General features: G+C 71.8%; 25 protein-coding genes. 11 read left to right on the plus strand and 14 right to left on the minus strand.

All coding sequences use genetic code 11. The annotated features are described in order from the left end of the window. Positions 1–57 precede the first annotated feature (57 nt). Positions 58–288, plus strand: coding sequence for a hypothetical protein (locus AB0H62_RS22070; protein ID WP_220239402.1), 231 nt, complete (start codon positions 58–60; stop codon positions 286–288). Here AB0H62_RS22070 and AB0H62_RS22075 read toward each other — a convergent pair. The 3 genes from AB0H62_RS22075 to AB0H62_RS22085 form a co-directional block, all read right to left on the minus strand. Further along, entirely contained in the window at positions 285–701 is a 417-nt protein-coding gene (locus tag AB0H62_RS22075) for a DUF6010 family protein (protein ID WP_360587799.1), read from the minus strand. The two genes, AB0H62_RS22070 and AB0H62_RS22075, sit on opposite strands and share 4 nt — an antisense overlap. A 103-nt stretch (positions 702–804) precedes the next feature. Continuing rightward, positions 805–969 carry a hypothetical protein gene (locus AB0H62_RS22080; RefSeq protein WP_220239404.1) on the minus strand — a complete coding sequence of 55 codons (165 nt, stop codon included), beginning with the start codon at positions 967–969 and terminating at the stop codon, positions 805–807. 47 nt (positions 970–1,016) lie between these two features. After that, the gene (locus AB0H62_RS22085) at positions 1,017–2,981 is read right to left on the minus strand and encodes a Na+/H+ antiporter NhaA (RefSeq protein ID WP_360587801.1); all 1,965 of its coding nucleotides are present in this window, start codon (positions 2,979–2,981) and stop codon (positions 1,017–1,019) included. Between the two features lie 101 nt (positions 2,982–3,082). Between AB0H62_RS22085 and AB0H62_RS22090 the strand changes: the two genes are divergently transcribed. Continuing rightward, complete coding sequence (locus AB0H62_RS22090) at positions 3,083–3,595, plus strand: CGNR zinc finger domain-containing protein (RefSeq protein WP_360587803.1); 513 nt, start codon at positions 3,083–3,085, stop codon at positions 3,593–3,595. Between the two features lie 42 nt (positions 3,596–3,637). Here the strand turns inward: AB0H62_RS22090 and AB0H62_RS22095 are convergent, their stop codons facing one another. Together AB0H62_RS22095 and AB0H62_RS22100 are read right to left on the minus strand one after the other, a co-directional pair. Then, positions 3,638–5,971, minus strand: coding sequence for an ABC transporter permease (locus AB0H62_RS22095; protein ID WP_220239407.1), 2,334 nt, complete (start codon positions 5,969–5,971; stop codon positions 3,638–3,640). Further along, positions 5,968–6,675 (minus strand): ABC transporter ATP-binding protein, encoded by a 708-nt coding sequence (locus AB0H62_RS22100; protein WP_255637822.1) that lies wholly within the window; start codon positions 6,673–6,675, stop codon positions 5,968–5,970. The genes AB0H62_RS22095 and AB0H62_RS22100 overlap by 4 nt, the downstream gene beginning before the upstream one ends. A gap of 129 nt (positions 6,676–6,804) precedes the next feature. On the opposite strand from AB0H62_RS22100, the gene AB0H62_RS22105 reads away from it, so the two are divergent. Then, the gene (locus AB0H62_RS22105) at positions 6,805–7,602 is read left to right on the plus strand and encodes a sensor histidine kinase (protein ID WP_220239408.1); all 798 of its coding nucleotides are present in this window, start codon (positions 6,805–6,807) and stop codon (positions 7,600–7,602) included. Then, positions 7,599–8,282: a response regulator transcription factor gene (locus AB0H62_RS22110; protein WP_220239409.1), complete on the plus strand. Its 684-nt coding sequence runs from the start codon at positions 7,599–7,601 to the stop codon at positions 8,280–8,282. The genes AB0H62_RS22105 and AB0H62_RS22110 overlap by 4 nt, the downstream gene beginning before the upstream one ends. On the opposite strand, the gene AB0H62_RS22115 is transcribed toward AB0H62_RS22110, so the two are convergent. The 4 genes from AB0H62_RS22115 to AB0H62_RS22130 all read right to left on the minus strand — a co-directional run bounded on the left by AB0H62_RS22115 (position 8,279) and on the right by AB0H62_RS22130 (position 10,938). Beyond that, entirely contained in the window at positions 8,279–9,175 is an 897-nt protein-coding gene (locus tag AB0H62_RS22115) for an LLM class flavin-dependent oxidoreductase (RefSeq protein ID WP_360587807.1), read from the minus strand. The two genes, AB0H62_RS22110 and AB0H62_RS22115, sit on opposite strands and share 4 nt — an antisense overlap. An 89-nt stretch (positions 9,176–9,264) precedes the next feature. Beyond that, positions 9,265–9,636: a cupin domain-containing protein gene (locus AB0H62_RS22120; protein WP_360587809.1), complete on the minus strand. Its 372-nt coding sequence runs from the start codon at positions 9,634–9,636 to the stop codon at positions 9,265–9,267. Positions 9,637–9,760: 124 nt separating this feature from the next. Continuing rightward, on the minus strand, positions 9,761–10,426 hold the full coding sequence (locus tag AB0H62_RS22125) for a GntR family transcriptional regulator (protein ID WP_255637825.1): 666 nt from the start codon (positions 10,424–10,426) through the stop codon (positions 9,761–9,763). 11 nt (positions 10,427–10,437) lie between these two features. Next, on the minus strand, positions 10,438–10,938 hold the full coding sequence (locus tag AB0H62_RS22130; protein WP_360587812.1) for a VOC family protein: 501 nt from the start codon (positions 10,936–10,938) through the stop codon (positions 10,438–10,440). Between the two features lie 105 nt (positions 10,939–11,043). Between AB0H62_RS22130 and AB0H62_RS22135 the strand changes: the two genes are divergently transcribed. The 4 genes from AB0H62_RS22135 (at position 11,044) to AB0H62_RS22150 (ending at position 16,584) form a co-directional block, all read left to right on the plus strand. Then, positions 11,044–13,206, plus strand: a complete 2,163-nt coding sequence (locus tag AB0H62_RS22135; RefSeq protein WP_360587814.1) for a thiamine pyrophosphate-dependent enzyme — start codon at positions 11,044–11,046, stop codon at positions 13,204–13,206. A 34-nt stretch (positions 13,207–13,240) separates the two neighbouring features. Then, the gene (locus AB0H62_RS22140; RefSeq protein ID WP_220239415.1) at positions 13,241–14,512 is read left to right on the plus strand and encodes a dihydrolipoamide acetyltransferase family protein; all 1,272 of its coding nucleotides are present in this window, start codon (positions 13,241–13,243) and stop codon (positions 14,510–14,512) included. A gap of 147 nt (positions 14,513–14,659) precedes the next feature. Next, positions 14,660–16,147, plus strand: a complete 1,488-nt coding sequence (locus tag AB0H62_RS22145; RefSeq protein ID WP_266118399.1) for a metallophosphoesterase family protein — start codon at positions 14,660–14,662, stop codon at positions 16,145–16,147. Between the two features lie 281 nt (positions 16,148–16,428). After that, complete coding sequence (locus AB0H62_RS22150) at positions 16,429–16,584, plus strand: hypothetical protein (protein WP_360587816.1); 156 nt, start codon at positions 16,429–16,431, stop codon at positions 16,582–16,584. A 72-nt stretch (positions 16,585–16,656) separates the two neighbouring features. On the opposite strand, the gene AB0H62_RS22155 is transcribed toward AB0H62_RS22150, so the two are convergent. Continuing rightward, positions 16,657–17,742 carry a winged helix DNA-binding domain-containing protein gene (locus AB0H62_RS22155; RefSeq protein WP_360587818.1) on the minus strand — a complete coding sequence of 362 codons (1,086 nt, stop codon included), beginning with the start codon at positions 17,740–17,742 and terminating at the stop codon, positions 16,657–16,659. Next, the gene (locus AB0H62_RS22160; RefSeq protein WP_220239419.1) at positions 17,739–18,275 is read right to left on the minus strand and encodes a DinB family protein; all 537 of its coding nucleotides are present in this window, start codon (positions 18,273–18,275) and stop codon (positions 17,739–17,741) included. The genes AB0H62_RS22155 and AB0H62_RS22160 overlap by 4 nt, the downstream gene beginning before the upstream one ends. A 61-nt stretch (positions 18,276–18,336) precedes the next feature. On the opposite strand from AB0H62_RS22160, the gene AB0H62_RS22165 reads away from it, so the two are divergent. Next, complete coding sequence (locus AB0H62_RS22165) at positions 18,337–19,311, plus strand: WYL domain-containing protein (protein WP_360587820.1); 975 nt, start codon at positions 18,337–18,339, stop codon at positions 19,309–19,311. On the opposite strand, the gene AB0H62_RS22170 is transcribed toward AB0H62_RS22165, so the two are convergent. Next, positions 19,265–20,119, minus strand: a complete 855-nt coding sequence (locus AB0H62_RS22170; protein ID WP_220239421.1) for a lysozyme — start codon at positions 20,117–20,119, stop codon at positions 19,265–19,267. The two genes, AB0H62_RS22165 and AB0H62_RS22170, sit on opposite strands and share 47 nt — an antisense overlap. Before the next feature lie 233 nt (positions 20,120–20,352). On the opposite strand from AB0H62_RS22170, the gene AB0H62_RS22175 reads away from it, so the two are divergent. Further along, positions 20,353–21,240, plus strand: a complete 888-nt coding sequence (locus tag AB0H62_RS22175; RefSeq protein WP_360587822.1) for an RNA polymerase sigma-70 factor — start codon at positions 20,353–20,355, stop codon at positions 21,238–21,240. A gap of 9 nt (positions 21,241–21,249) precedes the next feature. Further along, positions 21,250–21,723, plus strand: a complete 474-nt coding sequence (locus tag AB0H62_RS22180) for a DNA topology modulation protein FlaR (protein ID WP_360587824.1) — start codon at positions 21,250–21,252, stop codon at positions 21,721–21,723. On the opposite strand, the gene AB0H62_RS22185 is transcribed toward AB0H62_RS22180, so the two are convergent. Then, complete coding sequence (locus AB0H62_RS22185) at positions 21,708–24,098, minus strand: excinuclease ABC subunit UvrA (protein WP_360587826.1); 2,391 nt, start codon at positions 24,096–24,098, stop codon at positions 21,708–21,710. The genes AB0H62_RS22180 and AB0H62_RS22185 overlap by 16 nt on opposite strands. A 137-nt stretch (positions 24,099–24,235) precedes the next feature. Beyond that, positions 24,236–24,586 carry a VOC family protein gene (locus tag AB0H62_RS22190; protein WP_220239425.1) on the minus strand — a complete coding sequence of 117 codons (351 nt, stop codon included), beginning with the start codon at positions 24,584–24,586 and terminating at the stop codon, positions 24,236–24,238. Positions 24,587–24,743 lie beyond the last annotated feature (157 nt).

The raw sequence follows: 24,743 nt of genomic DNA on the forward strand, positions 1-24,743 counted from the left end.
GAAAGCCCGTCCCGTCTTCGACTACTCTGGGCATCGACGAGTCCGGAGGGAGGGGCCATGACCGACGAGGAGCTCGTGGTCGAGTTCGCGCTGCGGCGCCTGGACAACCCCGACCTCGAACTGGAGGAGATCGCGGCGCTGGTCGTCCGGCGGCTGGGGCCCGAGCGCATGCTGGAGTTCGCGTCGCAGAACCTCGCCACGCGCGGTGAGCTGCGCGCGGCGATCTTCCCCTCGGCCGTCGAGCACGTGCTCCGCGTGGTGCTGACCCTGCGTGGCCGCAGCGACTAGCCGCCCACCGCGGCAGCGGCCGGAGCCTTCCGGCGCAGCCACACCCAGGGACTGCGCCCGCCCGTGAAGGCCCACAGCGCGATCACCGGGTCCGTCAGCGCGCACCCGAACGACGAGTCCGCCGCGAACGGCAGGATCGGCGCGCCCTTGAGGTGGTGGACGACGTCCCACGCCGTGTGCAGCAGCCACCCGATCCCGATGAACGTCCACGAGTCCAGCCCGCGGAAGGCGACCAGCGTCAGCACGGCGCAGAACACCACTTCCCACACTCCCAGCTCGCCGCCGGACAGGTAGGCCGCGCCCGCTCCGGCGACCATGAGGGCGTTGAACTTCCGCCGGTGCGGCTCGGGGATCAGGGACGAGAGCAGCACGTACACCAGGCCGATCGCGATCGGCAGCAGCACTTCGGTCATGGTCGTCACGCTAGGAAGCCCGGGGCGCGCCCACTACCGGCCTCCGCGCCAGACAGCAGCGGATTCCCGCCAACCGACGGGAATCCGCTGCTGCGTACCGGGTTCAGCGCGGCTTCGGCGCGGCGTGCCGACGGTGTGGCCAGAAGGGCAGCCGAGCGCCCTGACGGGTGACGTAGATGCCAGGGATGAGGCCGAGTGCCGGGCTCAGCGCGCCCGTGGTGCCGATCTCGGCCGGGGCGGTGGTCTTGGTGCTGGTGTGAGCGGACATGACTTCCTCCGGGTGTCCCGAGTGGACAGGTCTCTTGTGGACGGTGCTCAGGCCGCGGCGGCCTCGATCGCCGCCGCGGGGGCGAACGCGGCCACGCGGCTGCGGGCGCTGGTGATCACGGTGGTCAGCGTCGCGAGGTCCTGCCGGCCGTCGTGGCGCTGGTCGTTGACGAAGAACGTCGGGGTCCCGGCCACGCCGCTGAGGTCGGCCGACTCGACGTCCCGCTCGACGTGGCCGGCGAAGCGGCGGCGCAGCAGGTCGTCGCGGAACCGGTCGACGTCGAGGCCCAGCTGCTCGGCGTAGCCGACGAGGGCGTCGAAGTGCAGGTCGGTCTGGTTGCCCAGCAGCAGGTCGTGCATCGGCCAGAACGCGCCCTGCGCGCCCGCAGCCTCGGCGGCCTCGGCGGCCAGCTGTGCGTGGGGGTGGATGTCGTGCAGGGGCAGGTGGCGCCACACGTAGCGGATGTCGCTGTTCTCGGCCAGCAGCTCGCGCGCGGTCGGCGCCGCCATGCCGGTCCACGGGCACTCGAAGTCGCCGTACTCGACCACGGTCACCGTGGCGTCCTCCGGCCCTCGCACGTGGTCGCGGCTCAGGTCGACCGGAGCGACGAGGTCGGTCAGCAGGGGAGCGTCGCCGAGCAGTGCGCGGGTCCGTACCTCTTCCGGCAGCGCGGCGGTGAGCTTCTGCACCAGGAAGGTCAGCAGCGCCGCGCCCGCCGCCGCGGCGAGGACACCGAGCTTCGCCTCCTCCAGCTCCCGCCCGGTGAAGGCGAGGTCGGCGATCAGCAGCGACACGGTGAACCCGACGCCCGCCATCGCGCCGCCGCTCAGCACGCCGGCCCAGCCGACCGGCGGCCGCAGCGCGCCGCCGCTGAGGCGGGTCAGCAGCCACGAGGTGCCGAACACCGCGACGGGCTTGCCCAGCACGTAGGCGAGGAAGATCCCGACGGTGATCGGTGCCGTGACCGCGCTCGCCAGTACCTCGGTGTTCACCGTGATGCCGGCGTTGGCCAGCGCGAACAGCGGGACGACGACGTAGCTCGTCACGCGGTGGAAGGCGTGGCGCAGGCGGGCGTTGGCCGACAGCGTGGCGCTCAGCCGCTTGCTCGCCGAGCTGGCCGTCTCCGCGGTGGGCTGCTCACGGAACAGACGCACCAGGGTGGTCGCCTCCTCCAGCGAATCGCGCTTCGGCACGTACGCCGATGTCGCCAGCCCCACCGCCAGACCGGCCACGACCGGGTCGATCCCGCTGGTCAGCAGCGCGCCCCACACCGTCAGCGCCAGCGCGGTGAACACGGGCTTGCGGTAGCGGTAGTCGAGCCTGCGGCTCGCCAGCACCCCGGCGTACGCGGCGGCGGCGATCCCGACGGCCATGAGGTCCACATGCCCGCTGTAGGCCAGCGCGATGACCACCAGGGCCACGATGTCGTCCACCACGAACACGGTGAGCACGAATGTGCGGATCCGCTCTGGCGCGCCGCGCCCGACCACGGTGAACACGCCCAGCGCCAGCGCGGTGTCGGTCGACATCGCCGCGCCCCAGCCGTGCGCGCCGGGCCCGCCGCCGTTGAGCGCCAGGTAGATCAGCACGGGCACCGCCATGCCGGCCAGCCCGGCGACGGCGGGCAGGATCAGGCGGCGCCGTTCGCGCAGGTCGCCGAGGTCGAACTCGCGCCGCGCCTCCAGCCCCACCACCAGGAAGAACAGCGTCATCAGGCCGCTGTTGACCCAGTCGCGCACCGGCAACGCGGCGCTCAGCGGCCCGATCCGCACGCTCAGCACCCAGTTCCACACGGCGTCGTACGCGCCGGGCGCCAGGTTCGCCCAGGCCAGGGCCATCACGATCGCCGCGACGAGGATCCCGGCGCTGCCGGACTCGGTCCGCAGGAACGTCCGCAGCGAGCTCGACGACGGCCCGGACATCGACATCCGGCCCATCGACATCTCGGGCTGGCTCATCTCCGACATCGACATGGCTTCGCTGGTCCGCGGGTGCATCGGCGTCACGTTCATGTCTAACCCTTAAAGTCGCTGGTGGTAGTTAGAACTCAAACATGGTAGAACTAACCTGTCAAGAGGGAATTTGAGGGTTAGATCAATCGGAGGGTGGAGCGGTGGAGAGAACGGTGGAGAACGACGAGACGCTGGTCCTCGACCTGCTGAACACCACGGCGCTCGTCGACGGCACGCCGCACGACGACCTGGCGGACGCGGCCGAAGCCCTGCGCTGGCTGTCCGCCCACGGGCAGCCGGCGACGGAGGGGGAGTGGCGCACCCTGCTCGACCTGCGCGCGACGCTGCAGGAGGTGGTGCGCGGCGATGCGGAACCGTCGTCCGTAGGGCGCTTCGTCGAGGGCGTCGGCTACCTCGCGACCCTCGGCGCCGACGGCATCGGCTGGACCCTCGATGCCCCCGCGGGCCACGCCGCCGCGGCGCGCGCGGTCCTCACCTGGGACGGCCTCCGCGAGTCCGGCCGCCTGCGCCCCTGCGCCAACCCGGAGTGCCGCGTGTTCCTCATCGACCACAGCAAGGCCAACACCGCCCGCTGGTGCTCGATGGCCACGTGCGGTAACCGCCTCAAGGCGCGCCGGCACTACCGCCGCGCCCGGCAGTCCGAAGTGGACTGAAGTGGGCCCTGCCCCCCCGGCGACAGGGCCCGCTCCAGGGCTTCATTCGTTGTGCAGCACCTTCGCGATCGGCAGCCGAGCCGCGCGTGCGGCGGGGATGAGCGCGCCCAGCACGGCGATGACGACCCCGGCCAGCCCCAGCACCACGAGCATCGGCGCGCGATAGACGTCGATCACGAACCCGAACACGTCCGACTGGGCGGCGCGCAGCATGGCCGGCCCGACCAGCCGGTGGACGAAGAAGCCGAGTGGCAGCCCGAGCAGCCCGCCGACCACGCCCAGTGCCCCCATCGAGGTGATCATCATGACCGTCACCTGGCGCGGCGTCATCCCGATCGCCTTGAGCATCCCCAAGTCGCGCCGGCGTTCGTGGGCGTTGAGCACCACGGTGTTGAACACTCCCAGCGCCGCGACGATCGCGAGCACCAGCGTCAGGACCGACGCGCTGCTGACCAGGAGCACGGCCTGCGAAGACGTGCCGTCACGCGGGGGAACGACCTCCAGCCCGGGGTCGCGGGCGTGCACCGCGCTCGCGAGCGCCGCGCGGTCGGCGCCGGGAGCCAGCTGCACGTCGTAGGTCTCCGCGCGGGTGCCCGGCGCGAGGACGTCGAGGGTCGACCAGTCGGCGTAGATCGCCTGGTCGTTGTTGGTCAGCGTGACTCCGACGAGCGTGAGCTGCGTGCGATTTCCGCCCAGCTCCACCGTGATCGTGTCGCCGAGGGCGAGCCCGCGCTGGTTGAGGAACCGGGACGGCGCGGCGGCTTCCCCCGCGCGTGCCGCCCACCGGCCGTCGAGGATCTCCGGCCCCAGCGCCGCCGAATCCCCGCGGGAGAAGGTGACCGAGGGGTTCTCCTGGCTGCCGAGCAGGTGCACGGTGCGCTCGGCCGAGGCGGCGACCCGGGCGGAACCGGGCAGCGAACGCAGCATCGCCTCGTCGGCGGAGTCGCCGAGCGCCGGAGCCGGACGCGGACCGGCCAGCCCGGCCGGACTGGTGAGCCCGTCGGGCAGGCCGGCCAGGAACTCGACGCGGTCGGGGTGAGCGGGCCGCATCGCGTTGTTGTACGCGTTCACCGACAGCGTGACGCCGATCGACAGCGTCACCGTCATGACCCCGAGCACGATCGCCGCCAGCGTCAGCGCGCTGCGCGCCGGGCGGGCGAACGGGACGCCGAGGCCGAGGCTGATCGACCGCGGCAGCCGGGTGCCTGCGAGCCGCCGCTGGACGGCGAGCGCGCGCCCGAACCGAGGTCCGCTGCCCGCGCTGATCGCCGCGGTCGCCGGCAGCCGGCGGGCCCGCAGTGCGGAAACCAGCGCGGCCAGCACGACGACCAGCGGCAAGCCCACCAGCGCGACGACGTCGACCCAGGCGTCGATCCCGACGTCGCCCGCGCCGAACGCGCTGAACGCGTCCGCCAGTACTGGCTTGGCGACGAGATTGCCGCCGATCGTCCCGACGACGCAGCCGAGGGCGGCGGGGACGAACACCATCAGCAGGTACACGGCCATCACCTGGTTCGGCGTGAACCCGAGCGACTTGAGCACCCCGATGTCGCGGAACCCGGACACCACCGCGCCGCTCACCACGTTGGCGACGATCAGCACGGCCACCGCGAGCCCGAGGATCCCGAACGGGACCAGGAACGGCACGTACGGGCCGACGTCGGAGTTGAGCCGTTCCTCGACGGTCAGGTAGGACTGCTCGCCGAGCACGGACCTCGCCGGCAACCCTGCCGTCACCTCGGCCTGACCCGTGTCGACCTCCGCAGCCGTGGCGGCGTGGGTGAAGCGGTAGAGCACCTGCGCCGTGGTCGGCCGCAGCGCCGACAGCTGCGCCGGCGTCACCCACGCGTCGGCGGACGCGCTCACCGAATACGCGAACCCGACGACGGTGAGCACGGGCTTACCCGGGATCTCGATCCGCGAACCCACGGGAACCAGGTCGCCGGAACCGCGCGGGAAGTTCAGCACGATCTCCCCGGGCGCGGTGGCCCATCGGCCCGCCCACACGTCGAGCCGGTCGACGGCGCCTTCGGGGTCCGCGCGCCCGACCGTGGTCAGGCTGCCCGCCCGCGCCGCGACGCTCTTCGCCGTGTCCAGCGTGACCTGCCCGAACGGCCCGGCCGACGCCTCGACCCCGGGCCGGGTGGAGGCGTCGGCGAGCTGCTCGCCCGACACCCGCGTGGTGTCGTAGGCGACGACGAGGTGCGCGCCGTTCTGCTCCGCGTGCGCCCGCTGGAACGGCCCCGACGCCGACACCAGCAGCCCGAGCGCGAGCACGATCGTGCCGGTCGACACCGCGACCACGACGCCGATCACGGCCGTCTGCACTCGCCGGCGCCGGACCGCGGCGCGCGCGACCCGCCACACGGCGCTCACGAGCTGCGCTCCAGACCCGAGGTCGCGGCGATCCGGCCGTCGACGACCTGGACCACGCGCGTGGCGCACTGCTTCGCGAGCCGCTCGTCGTGCGTGACGAGCAGCAGCGTCTGCCCGATCTGGTTGAGGTCGAGCAGCAGGTCCATCACCTGCTCGCCGGAGCGGCTGTCCAGCGCGCCGGTGGGTTCGTCGGCCAGCAGCAGCGCGGGCCGGTTCATCAGTGCCCGGGCCACGGCCACGCGCTGGCGTTCGCCGCCGCTGAGCTGCGCGGGGTGGATGTTGCGCCGGCCGGCGATGCCGAGCTCGTCGAGCAGCTCCAGCGCCCGGGCTCGGGCCTGCGCGGCCGAAGTGCCGGTCAGCTGCGCGGCGAGGGCGACGTTGTCGAGCGCCGGGAGGTCGTCGAGCAGGTTGAAGAACTGGAAGATCATGCCGATGCGCCGGCGGCGGAACAGCGCGAGCCCCGTCTCGCTGAGCTTGCCGAGATCTTCGCCATTGACCACGACGGACCCGGACGTCGGCCGGTCCAGCCCGGCCACCATGTTCAGCAGCGTCGACTTCCCGCTGCCCGACGGCCCCATCACCGCGACCGCCTCGCCGGCGCGGATCCCCAGCGAGACCCCGTCGAGGGCCACCGAATCGCTGTACTCCTTGCGCACGGCGGACAGCTGCACCACCGGGTTCGCTCTGCTCTCGTCACTGGTCACAGCACGCAATCCTGAAGCAGCTTCGCCGCCGGGGCATCAGTCCGGGGAGGTAACCGCCGAACGTGGTCATCCTGGGGATGTAGCCGCCGGGTTGATGCGGCGGACGCGGCGGCCTGGGAGAGTCAAGGTGTGTGGGAACTCGGGGTCGCGGCCGTGGCGTGCCTGGTCGCGGTGGTGCTGGCCGTGCGGCTGATTCTCGCGCGGCGCGCGGCCGCCCGTGCGCTGGAGCAGCGCGGGTGGCTGCTGGAGCGGGAGCGGGAAAGCGCCGCACAGCAGGCCGTCGACGCCGAACGCGCGCGGATCGCCCGCGAGCTGCACGACATCGTGAGCCACAACGTGAGCGTGATGCTCGTGCAGGCCGGCGCCGCGCGCCTGGTGGTCGAGACCGAGCCCGCGCAGGCGGCCGAGGCGTTGCGGGAGGTCGAGACCGCCGGCCGCGACACGATGACGGAGCTGCGGAACCTGCTCGGCCTGCTCGCACCGCCGGCCGACGGCGAGGAGCCGCCCGACCTCGCGCCGCAGCCCAGCCTCGCGCGGCTGAGCCCGCTCGTCGACCGGATCGCGTTCGCCGGGCTGCCGGTGGAGGTGCGCGTGTCGGGCGAGCCGCGGTCGCTGCCGTCCGGAGTGGACTTGACGGCGTACCGGATCATCCAGGAGGCGCTGACCAACGCGCTCAAGCACGGTGACGGGGGGAAGGCCGAGGTGACGGTGCGCTACACCGACCACTACCTGCGGGTCGAGGTGGTGAACAGCGGGCCGAGCGTGCTCACGGGCGGTTCGGCCGCCGCGTCCTCCTCGCAGGGGGAGGGGCGTGGCTTGCTCGGGCTGCGGGAACGCGTCGCGGCCTTCGGCGGTGACCTCGACGCGCGGCGCCGCCTCGGGGGCGGGTTCCGCGTGCGCGCCCGGATCCCGCTGGAGCGCCCGTGACCGCCCCGCGCGTCGTCATCGCCGACGACCAAGGCCTGGTCCGCACGGGCTTTCGCATGATCCTCACGGCCGGCGGCATCGACGTGGTCGGTGAAGCGGCCGACGGGGTGGCCGCGGTGGAGCTGGTGCGGGAGCTGCACCCGGACGTCGTGCTCATGGACATCCGCATGCCCGCCATGGACGGTCTCGAAGCCGCGCGCCGCGTCCTGGCCGACGACCCGCGCTGCAAGGTGCTGATGCTGACGACGTTCGACCTCGACAGCTACGTCTACCAAGCCCTCGCCGCCGGAGCGAGCGGCTTCCTGCTGAAGGACGTGACGCCGGAACACCTCGTGGCCGCCGTCCGGCTCGTCGACACCGGCGACGCGCTGCTGGCGCCCTCGATCACGCGGCGGCTCGTGGAACGGTTCGCCGCGGCCGCCGCTCCCGCTCCGGCCGCGGCAGCTCCGCCGACGCACCGAAACCTGTCCGCGCTGACCCCGCGCGAGCTCGAAGTCCTGACGCTGCTGGGCCGGGGCCGGTCCAACACCGAGCTGGCCACCGACCTCACCCTGAGCGAGGCGACGATCAAAACCCACGTCGCGCGCATCTTCGCGAAGCTGTCCCTGCGCGACCGCGCCCAAGCGGTGGTGCTGGCCTACGAAACCGGCCTGGTGTCGCCCGGGGACCCGCCGGCTTAGCCCTCGACCGCCTGCCGGACCGCCGGCACGACGTCTCGCGCGAAGCGCAGCACCTGGTCGATCGTCTGGTTCTCCGGCCAGAAGACGAACGTCGTGAAGGGCAGGCCGGTGGCCGAGCGCGTCAAGAACTCGGCCCACTGGGCCGCGTCGCCGCGCACGGGTTCGGCGCCGGCGGCGACCTGGAGGGTGCCGGGCGCGTTGGTGATCGTGCCGACGACCTGGCAGATCCGCCGCACGTCCGACGGCTGCCGGCCGGCGGCCGCCGCGGCCTCGTCCAGGATCGCGTGCGCCGGACCCCACTGCTCGTAGGGCAGGTAGGACGGGATCGGCGCGGCCCAGCCGTCGGCGACGCGGCCGGTCAGGGCCAGCGCCTTCGGTCCCTGCGCGCCGGTCCAGAGCTCGATCGGGTGCGCGGGCCGGGGCCCGGGCACGAGACCGTCCACTGTGTAGTGAACGCCGCGGTGGTGGAGGGGCCGGCGGTCGGCCCGCCAGATCGCCCGCATGAGCTCGAAGGCCTCCTCGAGAGCGGCGTTGGCCTCGGCCCGCGAGCGCCGTTCGACGCCGAGGCGCTCGATCGCGTCCCAGTAGCCGCCCGCGCCGACGGCGAGCTCGAAGCGCCCGCCGGACGTGAGGTCGAGCGAGGCGGCGGCCTTGGCGAGCATCGCGGGCGGGCGCAGCGGCAGGTTCGTCACGTCGGGGAACACGTGGATGCGGCGGGTGGCGGCCAGCAGAGCGCCCGCGAGCACGAAGGTGTCTAGGTACTCCGGCACGTACGGGTGGTCCTGGATGCCCAGGAACTCCAGCCCGTGCTCCTCCGCGGCCACCGCCAGCTCGCGACGCGCGCCGACGTCGAGCGTCGGCACGAGCGAGAACCCGAAAGCCAGGCGAGTCATGGCGGTACCTTCCGGTCGAGGTGGTCACACATTTTGACTATCAGCGAGAATGACCACTGTCGTGACGGAGCATACCGTGGGGAGGGGCTTTACTCCGGCGAGCCGAACGGCGCGTGCACCATCCAGACGCCGACGGCGGGCTCGTCACCCGCGTCGAACAGGCGGTGCGGAGTGGCCGAGTCGAAGTAGACGGAGTCGCCCGGGCCGATCTCGGTGGTGTCGAACCCGACGGTGACCCCGAGGCGGCCGCTGAGGACGTAACCGAACTCGTGGCCGGGGTGCGTCTGGCGCCGGCCTTCGGGGCACGACGCGCCGCCGACGTCGTAGGTGATCTTGAGGAAGTCGGCGCCGGGCACGTCACGCGGCGTGAGCCGCTCCCACGTGATGCCGCCTCCGAGCTTGAGCGTGCCGCGGGTCTCGCCCAGCTGCACCAGCGGCGCGCTGATCAGCTTCTGCGGCACCGGGAACTCGCCGGCCGCCACAGATCCGCCGTTGCTCGACGACAGGGCCGGCCGTCCGCGCTTCGGCTCCGGAGACTCGGCCCGCTCGCCGGCGGGGTCGAACAGCCTAACCGTTAACCTCCCTTCAGGACGGGACGGGAACCGCGAACACCTCCGGGTGCCTCACCAGCTCCACCCGCGTCCGGCGGATGTGCAGCTCCAGGATGCGCTCGGCCGATGCGTGATCGCGCTGGCGCAGCGCCTCGATGAGCAGCCGGTGCTCCGCGCGGATGATCCAGCTGCGGCGTTCCCCGGCCAGCCGCGTGAAGGCCCGGCGGTAGTGCTGCGTCGTGTCCCACAGGCGGTTGAGGATCGCGGCGAGGTCGTGGGCGTCGTGGTGGCGGTAGACCGTCCAGTGCAGCTGCCGGTCGAGCACGAGGAACTCTTCGACGTCGTCGGTCCGCTCGATGCGGTCCTCGAGCGCCTCCAGCTCGTCGATGTCCTCATCGGACAGGCGGGGCGCGGATTCGGCCAGTAGCAAGGGTTCCAGCCGCTCGCGCATCTTGTACGACAGCTCGCACTCGCGCACGTCCATGGACGTGACCCACGCGCCGGAGTTGGCGCGCAGGGTCACCAGACCTCGGGACTCCAGGATGCGCAGGGCTTCGCGGACCGGCAGGCGGCTGGTGCGCAGCTCCTCGGCCAGCTCGTCCTGGATGATGCGCGTGCCCGGGGCGAGGCGGCCGTCGAGAATCCGCTCTCGCAGCTCGTCGGCGACGCGCTGGCTCGCCACGCCCGCGGGTACGGCCACGCCGGTTCCTCTCAATCGAACGCCTCCGGACGGTGGTCGAAGGCCTTTCCGTTCGGATAGGACACTAGCTCACACTGCAGGCCCCACGGTGACAGGAAGTACACCCACCGCTGCCCTTCGCTCGCGCCGCTGCTGGTGGTCGGCTCCCCGAGCACGCGCAGGCCGCGGCGGTGCAGATCGGCGACGGCGGCGTCGAGATCCTCCACGTACAGCGCGATGTGGTGCCCGCCGACGTCGGAGTTGCGCGGCGGTACGGGGTTCTGCTCCGGCGCCTCGTACTGGAACACCTCGAAGATCGCCTTGCCGCCGAGCCGGTAGAAGTGCAGGCGCCGCATCACCGCTTTGTCGTCGACGCCGAGGTGCTCGCTCATCCAGCTGTCGTCGTGCTCGTAGGGCCCGAGCCGGTACAGGTATTCGCAGCCCAGCACCTCGGTGAAGAACTCGTGGGCTTGGTCGAGGTCCGGCACCGTAAGGCCGAAGTGGTCGACGCCCGTCACCCCGGGGATCGGCATGAGCACACCTCCAATGGATCCATTCGCTTGCTTTTCATGGCTACTTGACGGCATAGTCTCCGTCAAGCCTTTCGCAATGGATCCATTCGAAGATGAGGAGCCCTGATGGCCACTCACGAGTCACTGGTCGCCGGCGCGCCCTGGATCCGCCTGCGCGCCACGCCGGAGGACTGGGACGATGCCGCACCGGACCTGCTGTTGAGCCTGCTCGGGCGGGCGCAGTGGATCCGGTCGTTCGAGGAGTACGTGCTGGAGCTCGCGGGCCGGGGCCTCGTGCACGGCCCGGCGCACTCGAGCATCGGCCAGGAGGGCGGCGCGGTCGGCTCGATCTCCCCGCTGCGCAGCGACGACTTCGTGAACGGCTCGCACCGCGGCCACCACCAGTTCCTCGCCAAGGCCTTCGGCCACGTCGCCCCGGAGCCCACCGGGCTGCCGGCGATCGACGACGAGGTGCGCACGGTGCTGCGCCGCACGCTGGCCGAGATCTGCGGCCTGGCCGAGGGCTACGGCAGCGGGCGCGGCGGGTCGATGCACCTGCAGTGGCGCGAGGCCGGCGCGATGGGCACCAACGCGATCGTCGGCGGGGGAGTGCCGCAGGCCGCGGGCTTCGCGTGGAACCAGCGTCACACCGGCACCGACGCGGTCACCGTCACCTACTTCGGCGACGGTGCCGTGAACATCGGCTCGGTGCTCGAGACGTTCAACCTCGCCGCCGCGTGGAAGCTGCCCGTCTGCTTCTTCATCGAGAACAACCAGTACGCGGTGTCCACGCCGGTCGACACGGCCACGGCCGAGTCCCGGCTCTCCGCGCGCGGCCTCGGGTTCCACATCCCGAGCTGGCAGGTGGACGGAATGGATCCACTCGCCGTGCACCTGGCGATGAGCGAGGCCGTGGCCCACATGCGCGCGGGCAACGGCCCGACCATCGTCGAGGCCGAGGTCTACCGCTACTTCCACCAGAACGGCCCGTACCCGGGCAGCGCCTTCGGCTACCGCACGAAGGAAGAAGAGAAGTCCTGGCGCGACCGCGACCCGATCGACCTGTTGCGAGGCCACGTCGTGCGCCGCGGCCTCGCCGACGACGACCAGCTCAAGGCGTTCGACGAAGAGATCACCCGGACGCTGCACGAGATCGGCGACAGCTTCCTCGAAGACGGCCCGGACGGCAAGTGCCGCATCAAGGACTCCGCGTGGCCGGACCCGGCCTTCGTCGACGTCGGCGTGCGCGGAGATCTGTCCGAACTGGACGGAAGCCGTTACGAGGAACCCGAGTCCTTCAGCGGGGCGTTGAAGGAGCGCCGGTTCATCGACGCCGTCAGCGATGTCCTCGCCCGGCGGCTGGAGACCGACGAGCGCGTGGTCGTGCTCGGCGAGGACGTCGACCGGCTCAAGGGCGGCACCAACGGCGCCACCAAAAGGGCCATCGAAACGGCACCCGAGCGCGTGCTGGGCACCCCGATCAGCGAGAACGCGTTCACCGGTCTCGCCGGCGGCATGGCCATCGACGGCCGCTCGCGCCCGATCGTCGAGTTCATGTACGCCGACTTCATGTGGGTCGCCGCCGACCAGCTCTTCAACCAGGTCGCCAAGGCACGCCACATGTTCGGCGGGACCGGCAGCGTGCCGTTCGTGCTGCGCAGCAAGCTCGCCGCGGGCACCGGCTACGGCTCGCAGCACTCGATGGACCCGGCCGGGATCCTCACCACCGCACCCGGGCTGCGGGTCGTGGCGCCGTCGAACCCGTTCGATTACGTCGGCCTGATGAACACCGCCCTGGCCTGCGACGACCCGGTCGTGGTGCTGGAACACGTGGACCTCTACGCCACCACGGGCACCGCGCCGGTCGACGACTTCGACTACCGCATCCCCGTCGGCAAGGCCGCGCTGCGCCGCACCGGTGACGACCTCACCGTGATCAGCTACCTGTCCATGGTCGGGCACTGCCTCGAGGCCCTGGACGAGACCGGCGTGAGCGCCGACCTGATCGACCTGCGCTGGCTCGACCGCGCGAGCCTCGACTGGGACACGATCGAACGCAGCGTCCGCAAGACCAACCGGGTGCTGATCGTGGAGCAAGGCGCCATCGGCACTTCGTACGGCGGGAAGCTCGCCGACGAGATCCAGCGCCGCCTGTTCGACTGGCTCGACGCGCCGATCGAGCGCGTCACCGGCGGCGAGGCGTCGCCCAGCATCAGCAAGGTCCTCGAACGCGCGGCGATCGCGCGGACCGAGGAAGTGACCGCGGCGCTGCGGCGCCTGTCCGACTGACCGCAACTGCGACCGGCAGCGAGGAGTTCCAACGATGGCAACGCTGTTGCGGGTGCCCGAAGTCGCCACGGGGTCGACCGAGGCCGTGCTGAGCGAGTGGCTGGTGCCCGAGAACGAGGCGTTCGACGCCGGCACGGCACTGGCCGTGCTGGAGACGGACAAGGCAGCCGTGGAAGTCGAGGCCGAAGCCGGCTCGACCGTGCTGCGGCAGCTGGTGGACCGCGGCACGACGGTGGAGGTCGGCACGCCGATCGCCGTGCTGGGTGCCGTGGGAGAGGACGTGAGCGGGCTGCTGGCGGAGCTGGGAGGTTCGGTTGCGCAGAACGGTTCGGCCCAGTCCGAGCCGGCTCAGTCCGAGCCGGCACCGGCTGCGTCGAACGCTTCACGTGAGCGGATTTTCGCGAGTCCCCTGGCGCGCAAGATGTTGAAGGAAGCTGGGATCGGGCTCGAGGAGGTAGCCGGGACCGGGCCGAACGGGCGCATCGTGCGCAAGGACGTGGAGGCCGCGATCGCGCGAGCGGACCGGCCGGCACCGGTGACGCCTCAGCCCGAACCGACGCCGCAACCGGCACGCGAACAGCTCGTGGCCGAACCGGCACCCGCCCGCCGTGAACCCGCGGCAGGCGCGGCGTTCACCGAGATCCCGCACACCCGGATCCGCCGCGCGATCGCGAGCCGGCTCACGATGAGCAAGCAGACTGTGCCGCACTTCTCGGTGCGGCGCACCGCGCGGATCGACGCGCTGCTGGCTCTGCGCAAGCAGCTCAACGAGGTGTCGCCGGCGCGGATCTCGGTCAACGACCTGATCATCCGGGCCGTGGCCGTCGCGCACACCGAGGTGCCCGACGCCAACGTCATCTGGACCGAGGACGCGCTGCGCAAGTACGACTCGGTCGACGTCGGCGTCGCGATCGCGTCCGAACGGGGCCTGGTCACGCCGGTCGTGCGCGGGGTGGAGAAGCTGGCGCCGAGCGCGATTTCGCGCCAGGTCAAGGGTTTCGCGACCCAGGCCGACGAGGGCAAGCTCAAGCAGCAGGACCTCGAAGGCGGCTCGATCGCGGTGAGCAACCTCGGCATGTACGGCGTGGACGACTTCACGGCCATCATCAACCCGCCGCAGTCGTCGATCCTCGCGGTGGGGGCCGGGAAACCCGGTGCGGTCGTGGTGGACGGCGAGCTGACGGTGGCGACGCAGCTGGCGCTCACGCTGGCGGTCGACCACCGCGCGATCGACGGGGCGCTGGCGGCCTCGTGGCTGGGCGTGCTGGTCGACGCGCTCGAACAGCCGCTGCGGCTGGTCGCCTGACCCGGCCCGGTTCCGCCCGCCCGATGTTCCGGCGGGCGGAACCGGCTCCGGTCGATCACTTCGGCGGCAGCCGACTTCCGAGTGTCGACACTCGCGCTTCGCCCACTTGCGGTGTTCCGTTCAACGGGCGGCTTTAGCTTGCAGCGCATGCCTGCTTGCGATTTCACCCGCCGAGACCTGTTGCGCTGGACCGCGTACGCCGCCGCTGCGGCGGGTTCGACCACGTTGCTCGACCCCGCCCGCGCGCTGGCCGCGACCGACTCCCAAGGTGCGGGCCCGGTGACGCCCGTCAATCTCGAACTCGTGACGCTCGCGGAGGACCGCGCCGTGATCACGTGGTACACCGGCCGCGCCGGCACCGACGACGGGCTCGGCCGCATGGTCCCGGCCGACTCCGACGGCGAAGTCCGCTACGGCACCAACCCCAACCGCCTCAACCGGGTGGCGCACGACATCACCGGTCACACCCCGTACCACTACGTCGAACTGCACGACCTCGAGCCGGGCGAGACGTACTACTACCAGGCTCGTTCCAACGGCAAGCTCGCCGCGCCCACCGCGTTCACGCTCATCGCCGGCAACGCCGTGGGCACCACGGACCGCGGCCTCGGCACGACGGGACCGTTCGAGTTCACGACGCCGCAGCCACCCGAGGGCAGCCACGTGTTCTCGGTGGTGCTGTGCAACGACACCCACATGGGCGAGACGCAGGCCGGGCTCGTCGGCGGGCAGCCGCAGTACATCGGGATCTCGCAGGTGCCCGGCCTGCCGCCGTACCCGGAGGTGATGCTGGAATCGCTGGTGCAGGACGTGAAGCGCTTCGACCCGCGCTACCTGCTCGCCGCCGGTGACATCTCCGCCGAGGCCGTGCCGACCGACCTCAGCCGTGCCGGGCACCTGCTCTCGCGCTTCGGCCGCTACCAGGAGGACTACTTCGTCACGCGCGGCAACCACGACCGCGCGCACATCGGCGACGCGTACTCGACCTGCCGCGTCGGGCAGTGGCAGGGCAACGACTGCTTCCACGACGCGTACTTCCCGCACACCGAGCGCACGTACTTCTCCCGCGACCTGTCCGGCCTGCACGTGATCGGCCTCGACACCTACGACAAGCCCGGCAACGGCGGCGACGCCGGCGGCCTGTCGCCCGAGCAGCTCGACTGGTTCCGCACCGACCTCAAGAAGCACCGCGACCAGCCGACGCTCGTCTTCGGCCACCACCCGCTCGTGATGCAGGACTCGGCGTTCCCGATCACCGCGGGCAGCTCCGTCGACGCCACCCAGGCCGCGCAGATCCTCGACTGGTACTCGCAGACGCCGGGCGTGTTCCTGCACCACGCGGGCCACACCCACCGCAACCACCGCACGATCAGCCCGACGGCGCCGCGCGTGACGCTGCAGGAAGTGGCCGCGGCCAAGGAATACCCGGGCGGGTTCTCCATCCTGCGCCTGCACACCCACGGCTACGCGCTGAACTTCTACAAGTCCCGCAGCGCGCTCGCCCGCCAGTGGAGCGAGCGCAGCCGCCAGGAGATCATGGGCTACTGGCCGCAGTTCGCCTTCGGCAACACCGTGGGCGACCGCAACACGGTGGTCAAGCGCGACCTGACCGGCCTGAAGCGGCCGCACCACTGACGGGGTCGGTGCCACTGCCGGGTTTCCGGCGGTGGCACCGTCGTTTGTGGATTGTCCTTTAGCGTCGGCCGGGACCGCCATGGCCGCTGTCGTCACCCCGGCCGCCGTGGTCGTCCCCGGGCTCATTGTGGCGCCCGCGGTCGTCACCCGGCTCGAGGTGACGGCCGTGGTCGTCTCCGGGCTCGACGTGGTTGCGGTGCGTTTCCGGATGAGTCGTGGAGACCGGCGCTGCGGAGGTGGTCGCCGCCGTGGTCCGGTCCTCGGGATGCGGATTGTCCTCAGTGGACACGAAAGCGGCCGGCTTGGCCGCGGGCTCCGGTGACCCCGCGGCCGCTCCGCCGCCCACGACCGCCGTCACGATCCCGGCTGCCGCCACCGTCGCCGCGGCCACCCCGACGACCCGGCGCCGGGTCCGCTGCGTGCTGTTTCTGCGGTGAGTTCGTCATGCCGTCAATCGTCACGCCGCCCCGGGGCCGGTCACCATCGTCCGGTGGTCCTAGTACCGCGGGTCACCGGCTTTCGATCCGGACGCCCCGGTGCTCCCCGTCGGACAGGAACAGTGCCACCGCCTCACCTTCGTCGCAGACGGCCGCGCGCTCCGTGCGAGTCAGCCGGCGCAACGGTGTCACCACCACCGTGCCCTCCTCGACGGTCCACGTCGCCGTGACGTGGCCGTCCACGAGGAGGACGCGGGAGCCCGCGACGGAAAGGTTGCGGTGGGCGTCGTCGACGATGCGGGTGCGGTCGGAGTAGCCGAGCAGCGCGTTGTCGAACGCGGGGAGGAAGCGGACGGGCGCCGGGGTGTCCGGAGCGGGGCGCGGGGCGCCGGAGAGGTCCAGCAGTTCGCGGCCGCGGTCGTCGCGGAAGGACACCAGTTCGTCGCGCACCGAGGCGACGGCGGCGGGCAGCCCGGCGAGGCCGGACCACGCGCGCAGGTCGGCGGTGGCGGCGGGGCCGTAGGCGGCGAGGTAGCGGCGGACCAGGTCGGCGCCGACGACGTCGTCCGGGGGAGCCGGGACGTCGCGGCCGAGCCAGGCGGACAGGGGTAGGTACCGCACGCCCGCCTTCTGCCGCCAGACCCCGCGCGGCGGCAGCTGCACCACGGGCACGAGCGCGGCGACCAGCATCTCGCCCAGCGCGCGTGGTCCCGGCGCCGGCCAGCGGTCCGCCACGGCCCGCGCGAGCTCGGGCATTGACCGCGGTTCGCCGTCGGCGAGGACGGCGCGGCCCGCCGCGGCGAGCTCCGTGAGGTCGACGCCGCCGAGCTCACGCCGGTAGACGCCGAGCACGCGCTGGCGCAGCATCGCGTCGTGGCGGGTGCGCCAGGCGAGGGCGTCGTCGGCGGTGACGAGGTGGACGGTGCGGCGCATGAGATGGGTCCGGACCACCTGCCGCCCGACGAGGAGTTCCGACAGTTCGGCCGGCTCGAACGCCCGCAACCGCGACCACAGGCCCGTGAACGGTTCCTGCGGCTCCTGCGCCTGCAGCCCGCACAGGTGCGCGACGGCGTCGAGCGCGGGCAGATCGGCGCGCTCCAGCAGCAGCTGGCGGGCGAGCGTCGCGCGGTTGAGCGCGCGACTGTCCAGCACCGTCACGACGCCTCAAGCGTTTCGCGCAGCAGGTCCGCGTGGCCCGCGTGCTGCGCGGTCTCGACGATCACGTGCAGCAGGACCCCGCGCACACTGCGCTCGGCTCCGGCCTCGTGCCACGGCGCCTCCGGCAGCGGGTGCGCGGCCGCCAGATCGGGCACGGCGGCGACGATCTCCTCGGTCCGCGCCGCGACCTCGTCGTAGCGCTTCAAGATGCCGGCGAGCGTGTCGCCGGGCTGCATGCTGAATTCCGCTTGGTGCTCGATCGCCCACTTCGGATACTCGCGCGCGGTCCCGGCCGCGAAATCGGCCCACGTCACGCCGTCGGGCAGCTCGTAGCTCATCGCTGAAGCGCCTTCGACCGCGAAGCGCAGCCACTGCTCCTCCATCGACGCGACGTGCTTGACGAGCCCGCCGAGGCACAGCTCGCTGACGGTGGGGCGCTTGCCCAGCTGCTCGTCGGTGAGGTCGCGGACGCTCGCCTTCAGCGTCTCCCGAGCGTGGGCGAGCTGGACGAGGAGTTCGGTCTTTTCGGTCATGACGTCATCGTCGCAGGGGTAGCGGACAGGAAGTGGCCGCTTCTTCCGTCAAGATGAAACCGTGCCGAAGACTTCCGCCCGCCTCCTGGCGTTGCTCTCGCTGCTGCAGGCGCGCCGCGACTGGCCGGGCGCGGCGCTGGCCGAGCGGCTCGCCATCAGCCCGCGCACCGTCCGCCGTGACGTCGATCGCCTGCGGGAGCTGGGATATCCGATCGTCGCGACCAAAGGACCCGACGGCGGCTACCGCCTCGATGCCGGCGCGCAGCTGCCACCGCTGCTGTTCGACGACGAGCAGGCCGTCGCGCTCGCCGTCGCCCTGCAGCTGGCGACCACCGCCGGCGCGGGCATCGAGGAAGCGGCCGCGCGGGCGTTGACGACGGTGCGCCAGGTGATGCCCGCCCGGCTGCGGCACCGGATCGACAGCGTCCGCGTGACCGCGCTGGCCCGGCCGGGTCCGCAGGTCGGCGGTGACGTCCTCGCCGCGCTGGGCGCCGCCGTCCACGCGAGCGAGGTGCTGCGCTTCGACTACCCGTCCGGCCCCGCGCCGCGGTGCGTCGAACCGCACCACCTCGTCGCCCGCGGCGGCCTCTGGTACCTCGTGGCCTGGGACCTCGACCGCGGCGACTGGCGCGTCTTCCGCGCCGACCGCCTCACGCCCCGCACTCCGACCGGCCCGCGGTTCACCCCGCGCGAGCTGCCCGGCGGCAGCGTCGCCGCCTTCGTGACCAGCCGGTTCCAGGGCTCCGCCAGCGGCTGGCCCTGTCGCGGCTCGGTGCTCCTCGACCTGCCCGCCGCCGCGGTGTCGCGCTACGCCGGGGACGCCGTCGTCGAGGAGGCCGGCCCGGACCGGTGCCGCCTGGAGCTGGGCTCGTGGTCGTGGGCCGCCCTGGCCGCCGCCTTCGGGCGGTTCGACGCGGACCTGGAGGTCGTCGGACCGCCCGAGCTGGCGGAGGCGTTCGAGGTGCTCGCGCGCCGCTTTCGCGCCGGGGTCAGGCCGCGGCGGACGGCCCGCTCGCCAGCGCCTGGACCCGGTTGAACGGGCCGTTGTAGTAGTTCTGGTCGCCCGGCAGGCCGCCGGTGCGGGAGAACTGCCAGATGCTCTGCTTGTCCCAGCCCGCCGGCAGCTCGCCGATCTGCGGTGCGTAGCGCGCGAGCCACAGCGGATCCGTGTCGCCGAAGCGGTTCGTGTTGCCGGTACAGAGTTTCCACCACGTGGTGGACGTGTAGATCAGTGCGCTGCGGCCTTCCTTCGCGAGGTAGGTGCGCGTGAAGTCGGCGATCCAGTTGGTCATGTCGGCCGGGCTCTTGCCGTAACAGGCATCGCCGTACGGGTTGTACTCGATGTCGAGCGCGCCTGGCAGCGTTTTGCCGTCCCCACGCCAGGCCCCGCCGTGCGCGATGAAGTACTCGGCCTGCTCCGCGCCGCCGGACACGTCGGGCCGCGCGAAGTGGTAGGCGCCGCGGACGATCCCGGCGGCGTGCGCGCCGTCGTACTGCCCGCCGAACTGCGGGTTGACGAACCCCGTGCCCTCCGTCGCCTTGACGTAGGTGAACCGCGCGCCCGACCCGCTCGCGGCCTTCCAGTCGACGGCGCCCGTGTGCCCGCTCACGTCGTGGCCGAGCGTCTGGTCGACGTCGGCCCGGGCCAGGTCAGGACCCCCGTGCACCCCTTCGTGCGCCGCGATCTGCGCGCCCGCGTAGGTGTCTCCGGCGAGTGAGTAGTCGGCTGCCGGAGCAGCCGAGGCGGGCGCCGTCAGCAGCCCTCCCGGCACCAGCACCCCGGCGACGATCAGCAAAGACCGCCGCCATCGGCCGCCACGGTCGTTTCCCGGCACTGTTCGCATTCCGGCTCCGATCCTGTCACTGGCAGGTCCGTGATCATCGTGCCTCCGGTGTGGACACTTCGCGAGCCTTCTGTCACTCGATCGTGGAATGCTCCACTGTGGACAGACAGCCGGTCCGGCAAAGTAGCACCACGTCACAGCGGTCATCGCGGTGGATGATCACCGGCCGGTTCCGGGCTCGGCGTAAGCTGGCTTCGTCAGTCGCACACGTCGTCGGAAGGGCTGCCGGGGGTATGGAAGAGAGCGGAAGCGCCACTCTCGACGATGCGGCCGAGGTCTTCGCGCAGGTGCGCCCGCGGCTGTTCGGCATCGCGTACCGCATGCTCGGCAGCGCGGCCGACGCGGAGGACGTGCTGCAGGAGGTGTGGCTGCGCTGGCAGAAGGCCGACCGCTCGGTGGTCGAGAACCCGGCCGCCTACCTCGCGACCACGACCACGCGCCAGGCGATCAACGCCACGCGCACCGCGTACGCGCGGCGCGAGACCTACATCGGGCCCTGGCTGCCCGAGCCCGTCGACACGACGGCCGACCCGCAGCTCGGCGCCGAGCGCGCCGCCGCGCTGGAGGTCGCCGTGCTGATGCTGCTGGAGAAGCTCACGCCGACCGAGCGCGCCGCGTACGTGCTGCGGGAGGCGTTCGACTACCCGTACTCGCAGATCGCCGAGATCATCCAGACCACCGAGGTCACGGCACGCCAGTACGTGAGCCGCGCCCGCAAGCACCTCGCGGCGGAGAAGCGCAAGCCCGTGAGCGAGGCGGAGCGGAAGAAGCTGCTCGCCGCGTTCCTCGCCGCCGCGCAGGCCGGAGACCTGCCGGCGCTGGAGCAGCTCTTCGCCTCCGACGTGGTGAGCTACTCCGACGGCGGCGGCGTCGCCCGGGCCGCGCGCTCGGCGATCTTCGGCCCGGCCACGCTCGCGAAGGTCATCCGCGCGTACCAGCCGTTCTTCTGGACGGACGCCGACATCGTCTTCACCCAGGTCAACGGCGAGCTCGCCGCGGTGCTCAGCCGCGACGGCGCCGTGTACGGCGTCATCAGCTTCACCTCCACGGAAGACGGCATCGACAAGATCCTCTGGATGCTCAACCCCGGCAAGCTGACCGCCGCGCTGCCCACGGACTGACGCGCTGCCGTGCGGCGGGTCGTCCTCCTCGGCCGTGGTGGCGCGGGCAAGTCGACGTTCGCCACGCGCCTCGGCGCCGCCCTCGACCTGCCCGTTGTGGAGCTCGACGCGCTGTTCTGGCTGCCGGACCTCGCCCCGATGCCGGCCGAGCGGTGGGCCGAGGTCCAGGAACAGCTGGCCGGCGAGTCGCGCTGGATCCTCGACGGTGACCTCGGTCCGTACGACGTGCTGAAACCCCGCCTCGAAAAGGCCGACACCGTCGTGGTGCTCGACTTCCCGCTCTGGCGCTGCGCCTGGCGAGCGCTGCGCCGCGGAAAGGAGAACCGGGCCTTCTGGCACTGGCTCGTCACCTACCGCCGCCGCGCGCTGCCTGTCGTCGATGCCGCCCTCGCCGAGCACGCCAAGCACGCCACCGTGCACCGGCTCAGGAGCCCCCGCGCTGTCGAGGGGTTCCTGAGCCGCGTGGATCAGGCGCCGACGTAGTCCGCCAGGTGCTCGCCGGTCAGTGTCGCGCGCTTCGCGACGAGGTCGGCCGGCGTGCCCTCGAACACGACGCGCCCGCCGTCGTGGCCGGCGCCGGGGCCGAGGTCGATGATCCAGTCGGCGTGGGCCATCACGGCCTGGTGGTGCTCGATGACGATCACGGACTTGCCGGCCTCGACGAGCCGGTCCAGCAGGCCCAGCAGCTGTTCGACGTCGGCCAGATGCAGGCCGGCGGTCGGCTCGTCGAGCACGTAGACGCCGCCGTCGGCGCCCATGTTCGTGGCCAGCTTGATCCGCTGGCGCTCGCCGCCCGAGAGTGTGGTGAGCGGCTGGCCGAGCGTGAGGTAGCCGAGCCCGACGTCGGCCAGGCGCTGCAGGATCTTGTGCGCCGCAGGGAGTTTCGCCTCGCCGTCGCCGAAGAACTCCTCGGCCTCGGCCACCGACATCGTGAGCACCTCGCTGATGTCGCGCCCGCCCAGGTGGTACTCCAGCACCTCGGCCTGGAACCGCTTGCCCTCGCACACCTCGCACGGCGTGGCGACGCCGGCCATCATCGCGAGGTCGGTGTAGACGACGCCCGCGCCGTTGCAGTTCGGGCACGCGCCCTCGGAGTTGGCGCTGAACAGGGCCGGCTTCACGCCGTTGGCCTTCGCGAAAGCCTTGCGGATCGGCTCCAGCAGGCCGGTGTAGGTGGCCGGGTTGCTGCGCCGCGAGCCGCGGATCGCAGCCTGGTCCACGGTCACCACGTCGTCGCCGCCGGAGACCGAGCCGTGGATGAGTGAGCTCTTGCCCGAACCCGCCACGCCCGTGACGACCACGAGCACGCCGAGCGGGATGTCGACGTCCACGTCTTGCAGGTTGTGCGTGCTCGCGCCGCGCACCTCGAGCGCGCCCGACGGCGTGCGCACCGATGGCTTGACCTTCGCGCGGTCGTCGAGGTGACGCCCGGTGCGGGTGCCGGACTTGCGCAGGCCCTCGACGCTGCCCTCGTACACGACCTCGCCGCCGCCGCTGCCCGCGTCGGGGCCGAGGTCGACGACGTGGTCGCCGATCGCGATCGTCTCCGGCTTGTGCTCCACGACGAGCACCGTGTTGCCCTTGTCCCGCAGCTGCCGCAGCAGGCCGTTCATGCGCTGGATGTCGTGCGGGTGCAGGCCGATGCTCGGCTCGTCGAACACGTAGGTCACGTCGGTCAGCGACGACCCGAGGTGGCGGATCATCTTGGTGCGCTGCGCTTCGCCGCCCGAGAGGGTGCCCGACGGCCGGTCGAGCGAGAGGTAGCCCAGCCCGATCTCGACGAACGAGTCGAGCGTGTGCCGCAGCGACGTCAGCAGGGGAGCGACCGACGGTTCCTTCAGTCCGCTCACCCACTCGGCGAGGTCGCTGATCTGCAGGGCGCACGCGTCGGCGATGGAGAGCTCGCCGATCTTCGACGAGCGCGCTTCCGCCGACAGGCGCGTGCCTTCGCACTCCGGGCAGGTGGTGAAGGTGACCGCTCGCTCCACGAACGCGCGGATGTGCGGCTGCATCGCGTCGACGTCCTTGGACAGGAACGACTTCTGGATCGCGGGCACGAGGCCCGAGTAGGTGAGGTTGATGCCCTCGACCTTGATCTTCGTCGGTTCCTTGTACACCAGGTCGTTCAGCTGTTTTTTCGTGAACTTCTTGATCGGCTTGTCCGGGTCGAAGAAGCCGCTGCCGCGGAAGATGCGGCCGTACCAGCCCTCCATGCTGTAGCCGGGGATGGTGATGGCGCCTTCGTTGAGCGACTTGTTCTCGTCGTAGAGCGCGGTGAGGTCGATGTCGTTGACCTTGCCGCGGCCCTCGCACCGCGGGCACATGCCGCCGGTGATGCTGAAGCTGCGGCGCTCCTTCACCGTCCGCCCGGCGCGTTCGAAAGTCACCGCGCCGCCGCCGCTGATCGAGGCGACGTTGAAGGAAAACGCTTGCGGCGAACCGATGTACGGCTTGCCGAGGCGGCTGAAGAGGATCCGCAGCATCGCGTTGGCGTCGGTCGCCGTGCCCACAGTGGACCGCGGGTCGGCGCCCATCCGCTCCTGGTCCACGATGATCGCCGTGGTGAGGCCTTCGAGCACGTCGACGTCGGGCCGGGCGAGCGTGGGCATGAAGCCCTGCACGAAGGCGCTGTAGGTCTCGTTGATCAGCCGCTGCGACTCCGCGGCGATCGTGCCGAAAACCAGCGAGCTCTTGCCCGAGCCGGACACGCCGGTGAACACGGTCAGGCGGCGTTTCGGGAGCTCGACGCTGACGTCCTTGAGGTTGTTCACGCGCGCGCCGTGCACACGGATCATGTCGTGGCTGTCGGCGCCCTGCGGCGCGGACGAGGGCTGGGCCTTCGCCGTGGCCTTGGTCATCGGGTCTCCCTCTGCTGGGACGGGGGCCGCGCGTGCGGCGTCGACGGGGTCGGTGGAGCGGCTGGCGTCGATTCAACCAGCTCGACCGGGGTGCTCGTGGCCGGTCGGATGCCCGCTCACCCGGAGCGGGCGGCGGCTCAGCGGTCCTGGACCAGGCCCAGCACGTTGCCGTCCGGGTCGGTGAAGGTGGCGACGAGGCGCCCGCCGCCGACGTTCTTCGGCTGCTCCCGCACCACGGCGCCCGCCGCGGTCACCTCGGCCAGCTTCGCCTCGATGTCGTCGACGTGCCAGTAGGCCACGGGCGAGGGCGAGGCCTGCGGACCGCCGTTCGGCACGAGGCCGATGTGCTGGCCGGCGGTGTCGAAGCCGACGTAGTACTCGCTGTCGGCCTGTGGCGCGATCCCGAGCAGCGCGGTGTAGACCTCCTTGGCCTTGCTCAGGTCGGAGACGGAGTGCAACACGGTCTTGATGCCCTGCGTGGCGGACATGGTGGCTCCCGGGGTTCGTAGGTTCGAGCGGTTCGAGTGCGTGTCTTCGACGCTAACCGCGACGCCCGCGTGAGCGCTTCTCGATTCCTGCTCGGTTCACCCTCGCAACGGTGTGTCCCCGGGTGTGGACGGTGCGTGGACCGGCCACAGTGGACGC

Source organism: Amycolatopsis sp. NPDC050768, from assembly GCF_040654155.1.
In the GTDB taxonomy this organism is placed as follows: domain Bacteria; phylum Actinomycetota; class Actinomycetes; order Mycobacteriales; family Pseudonocardiaceae; genus Amycolatopsis.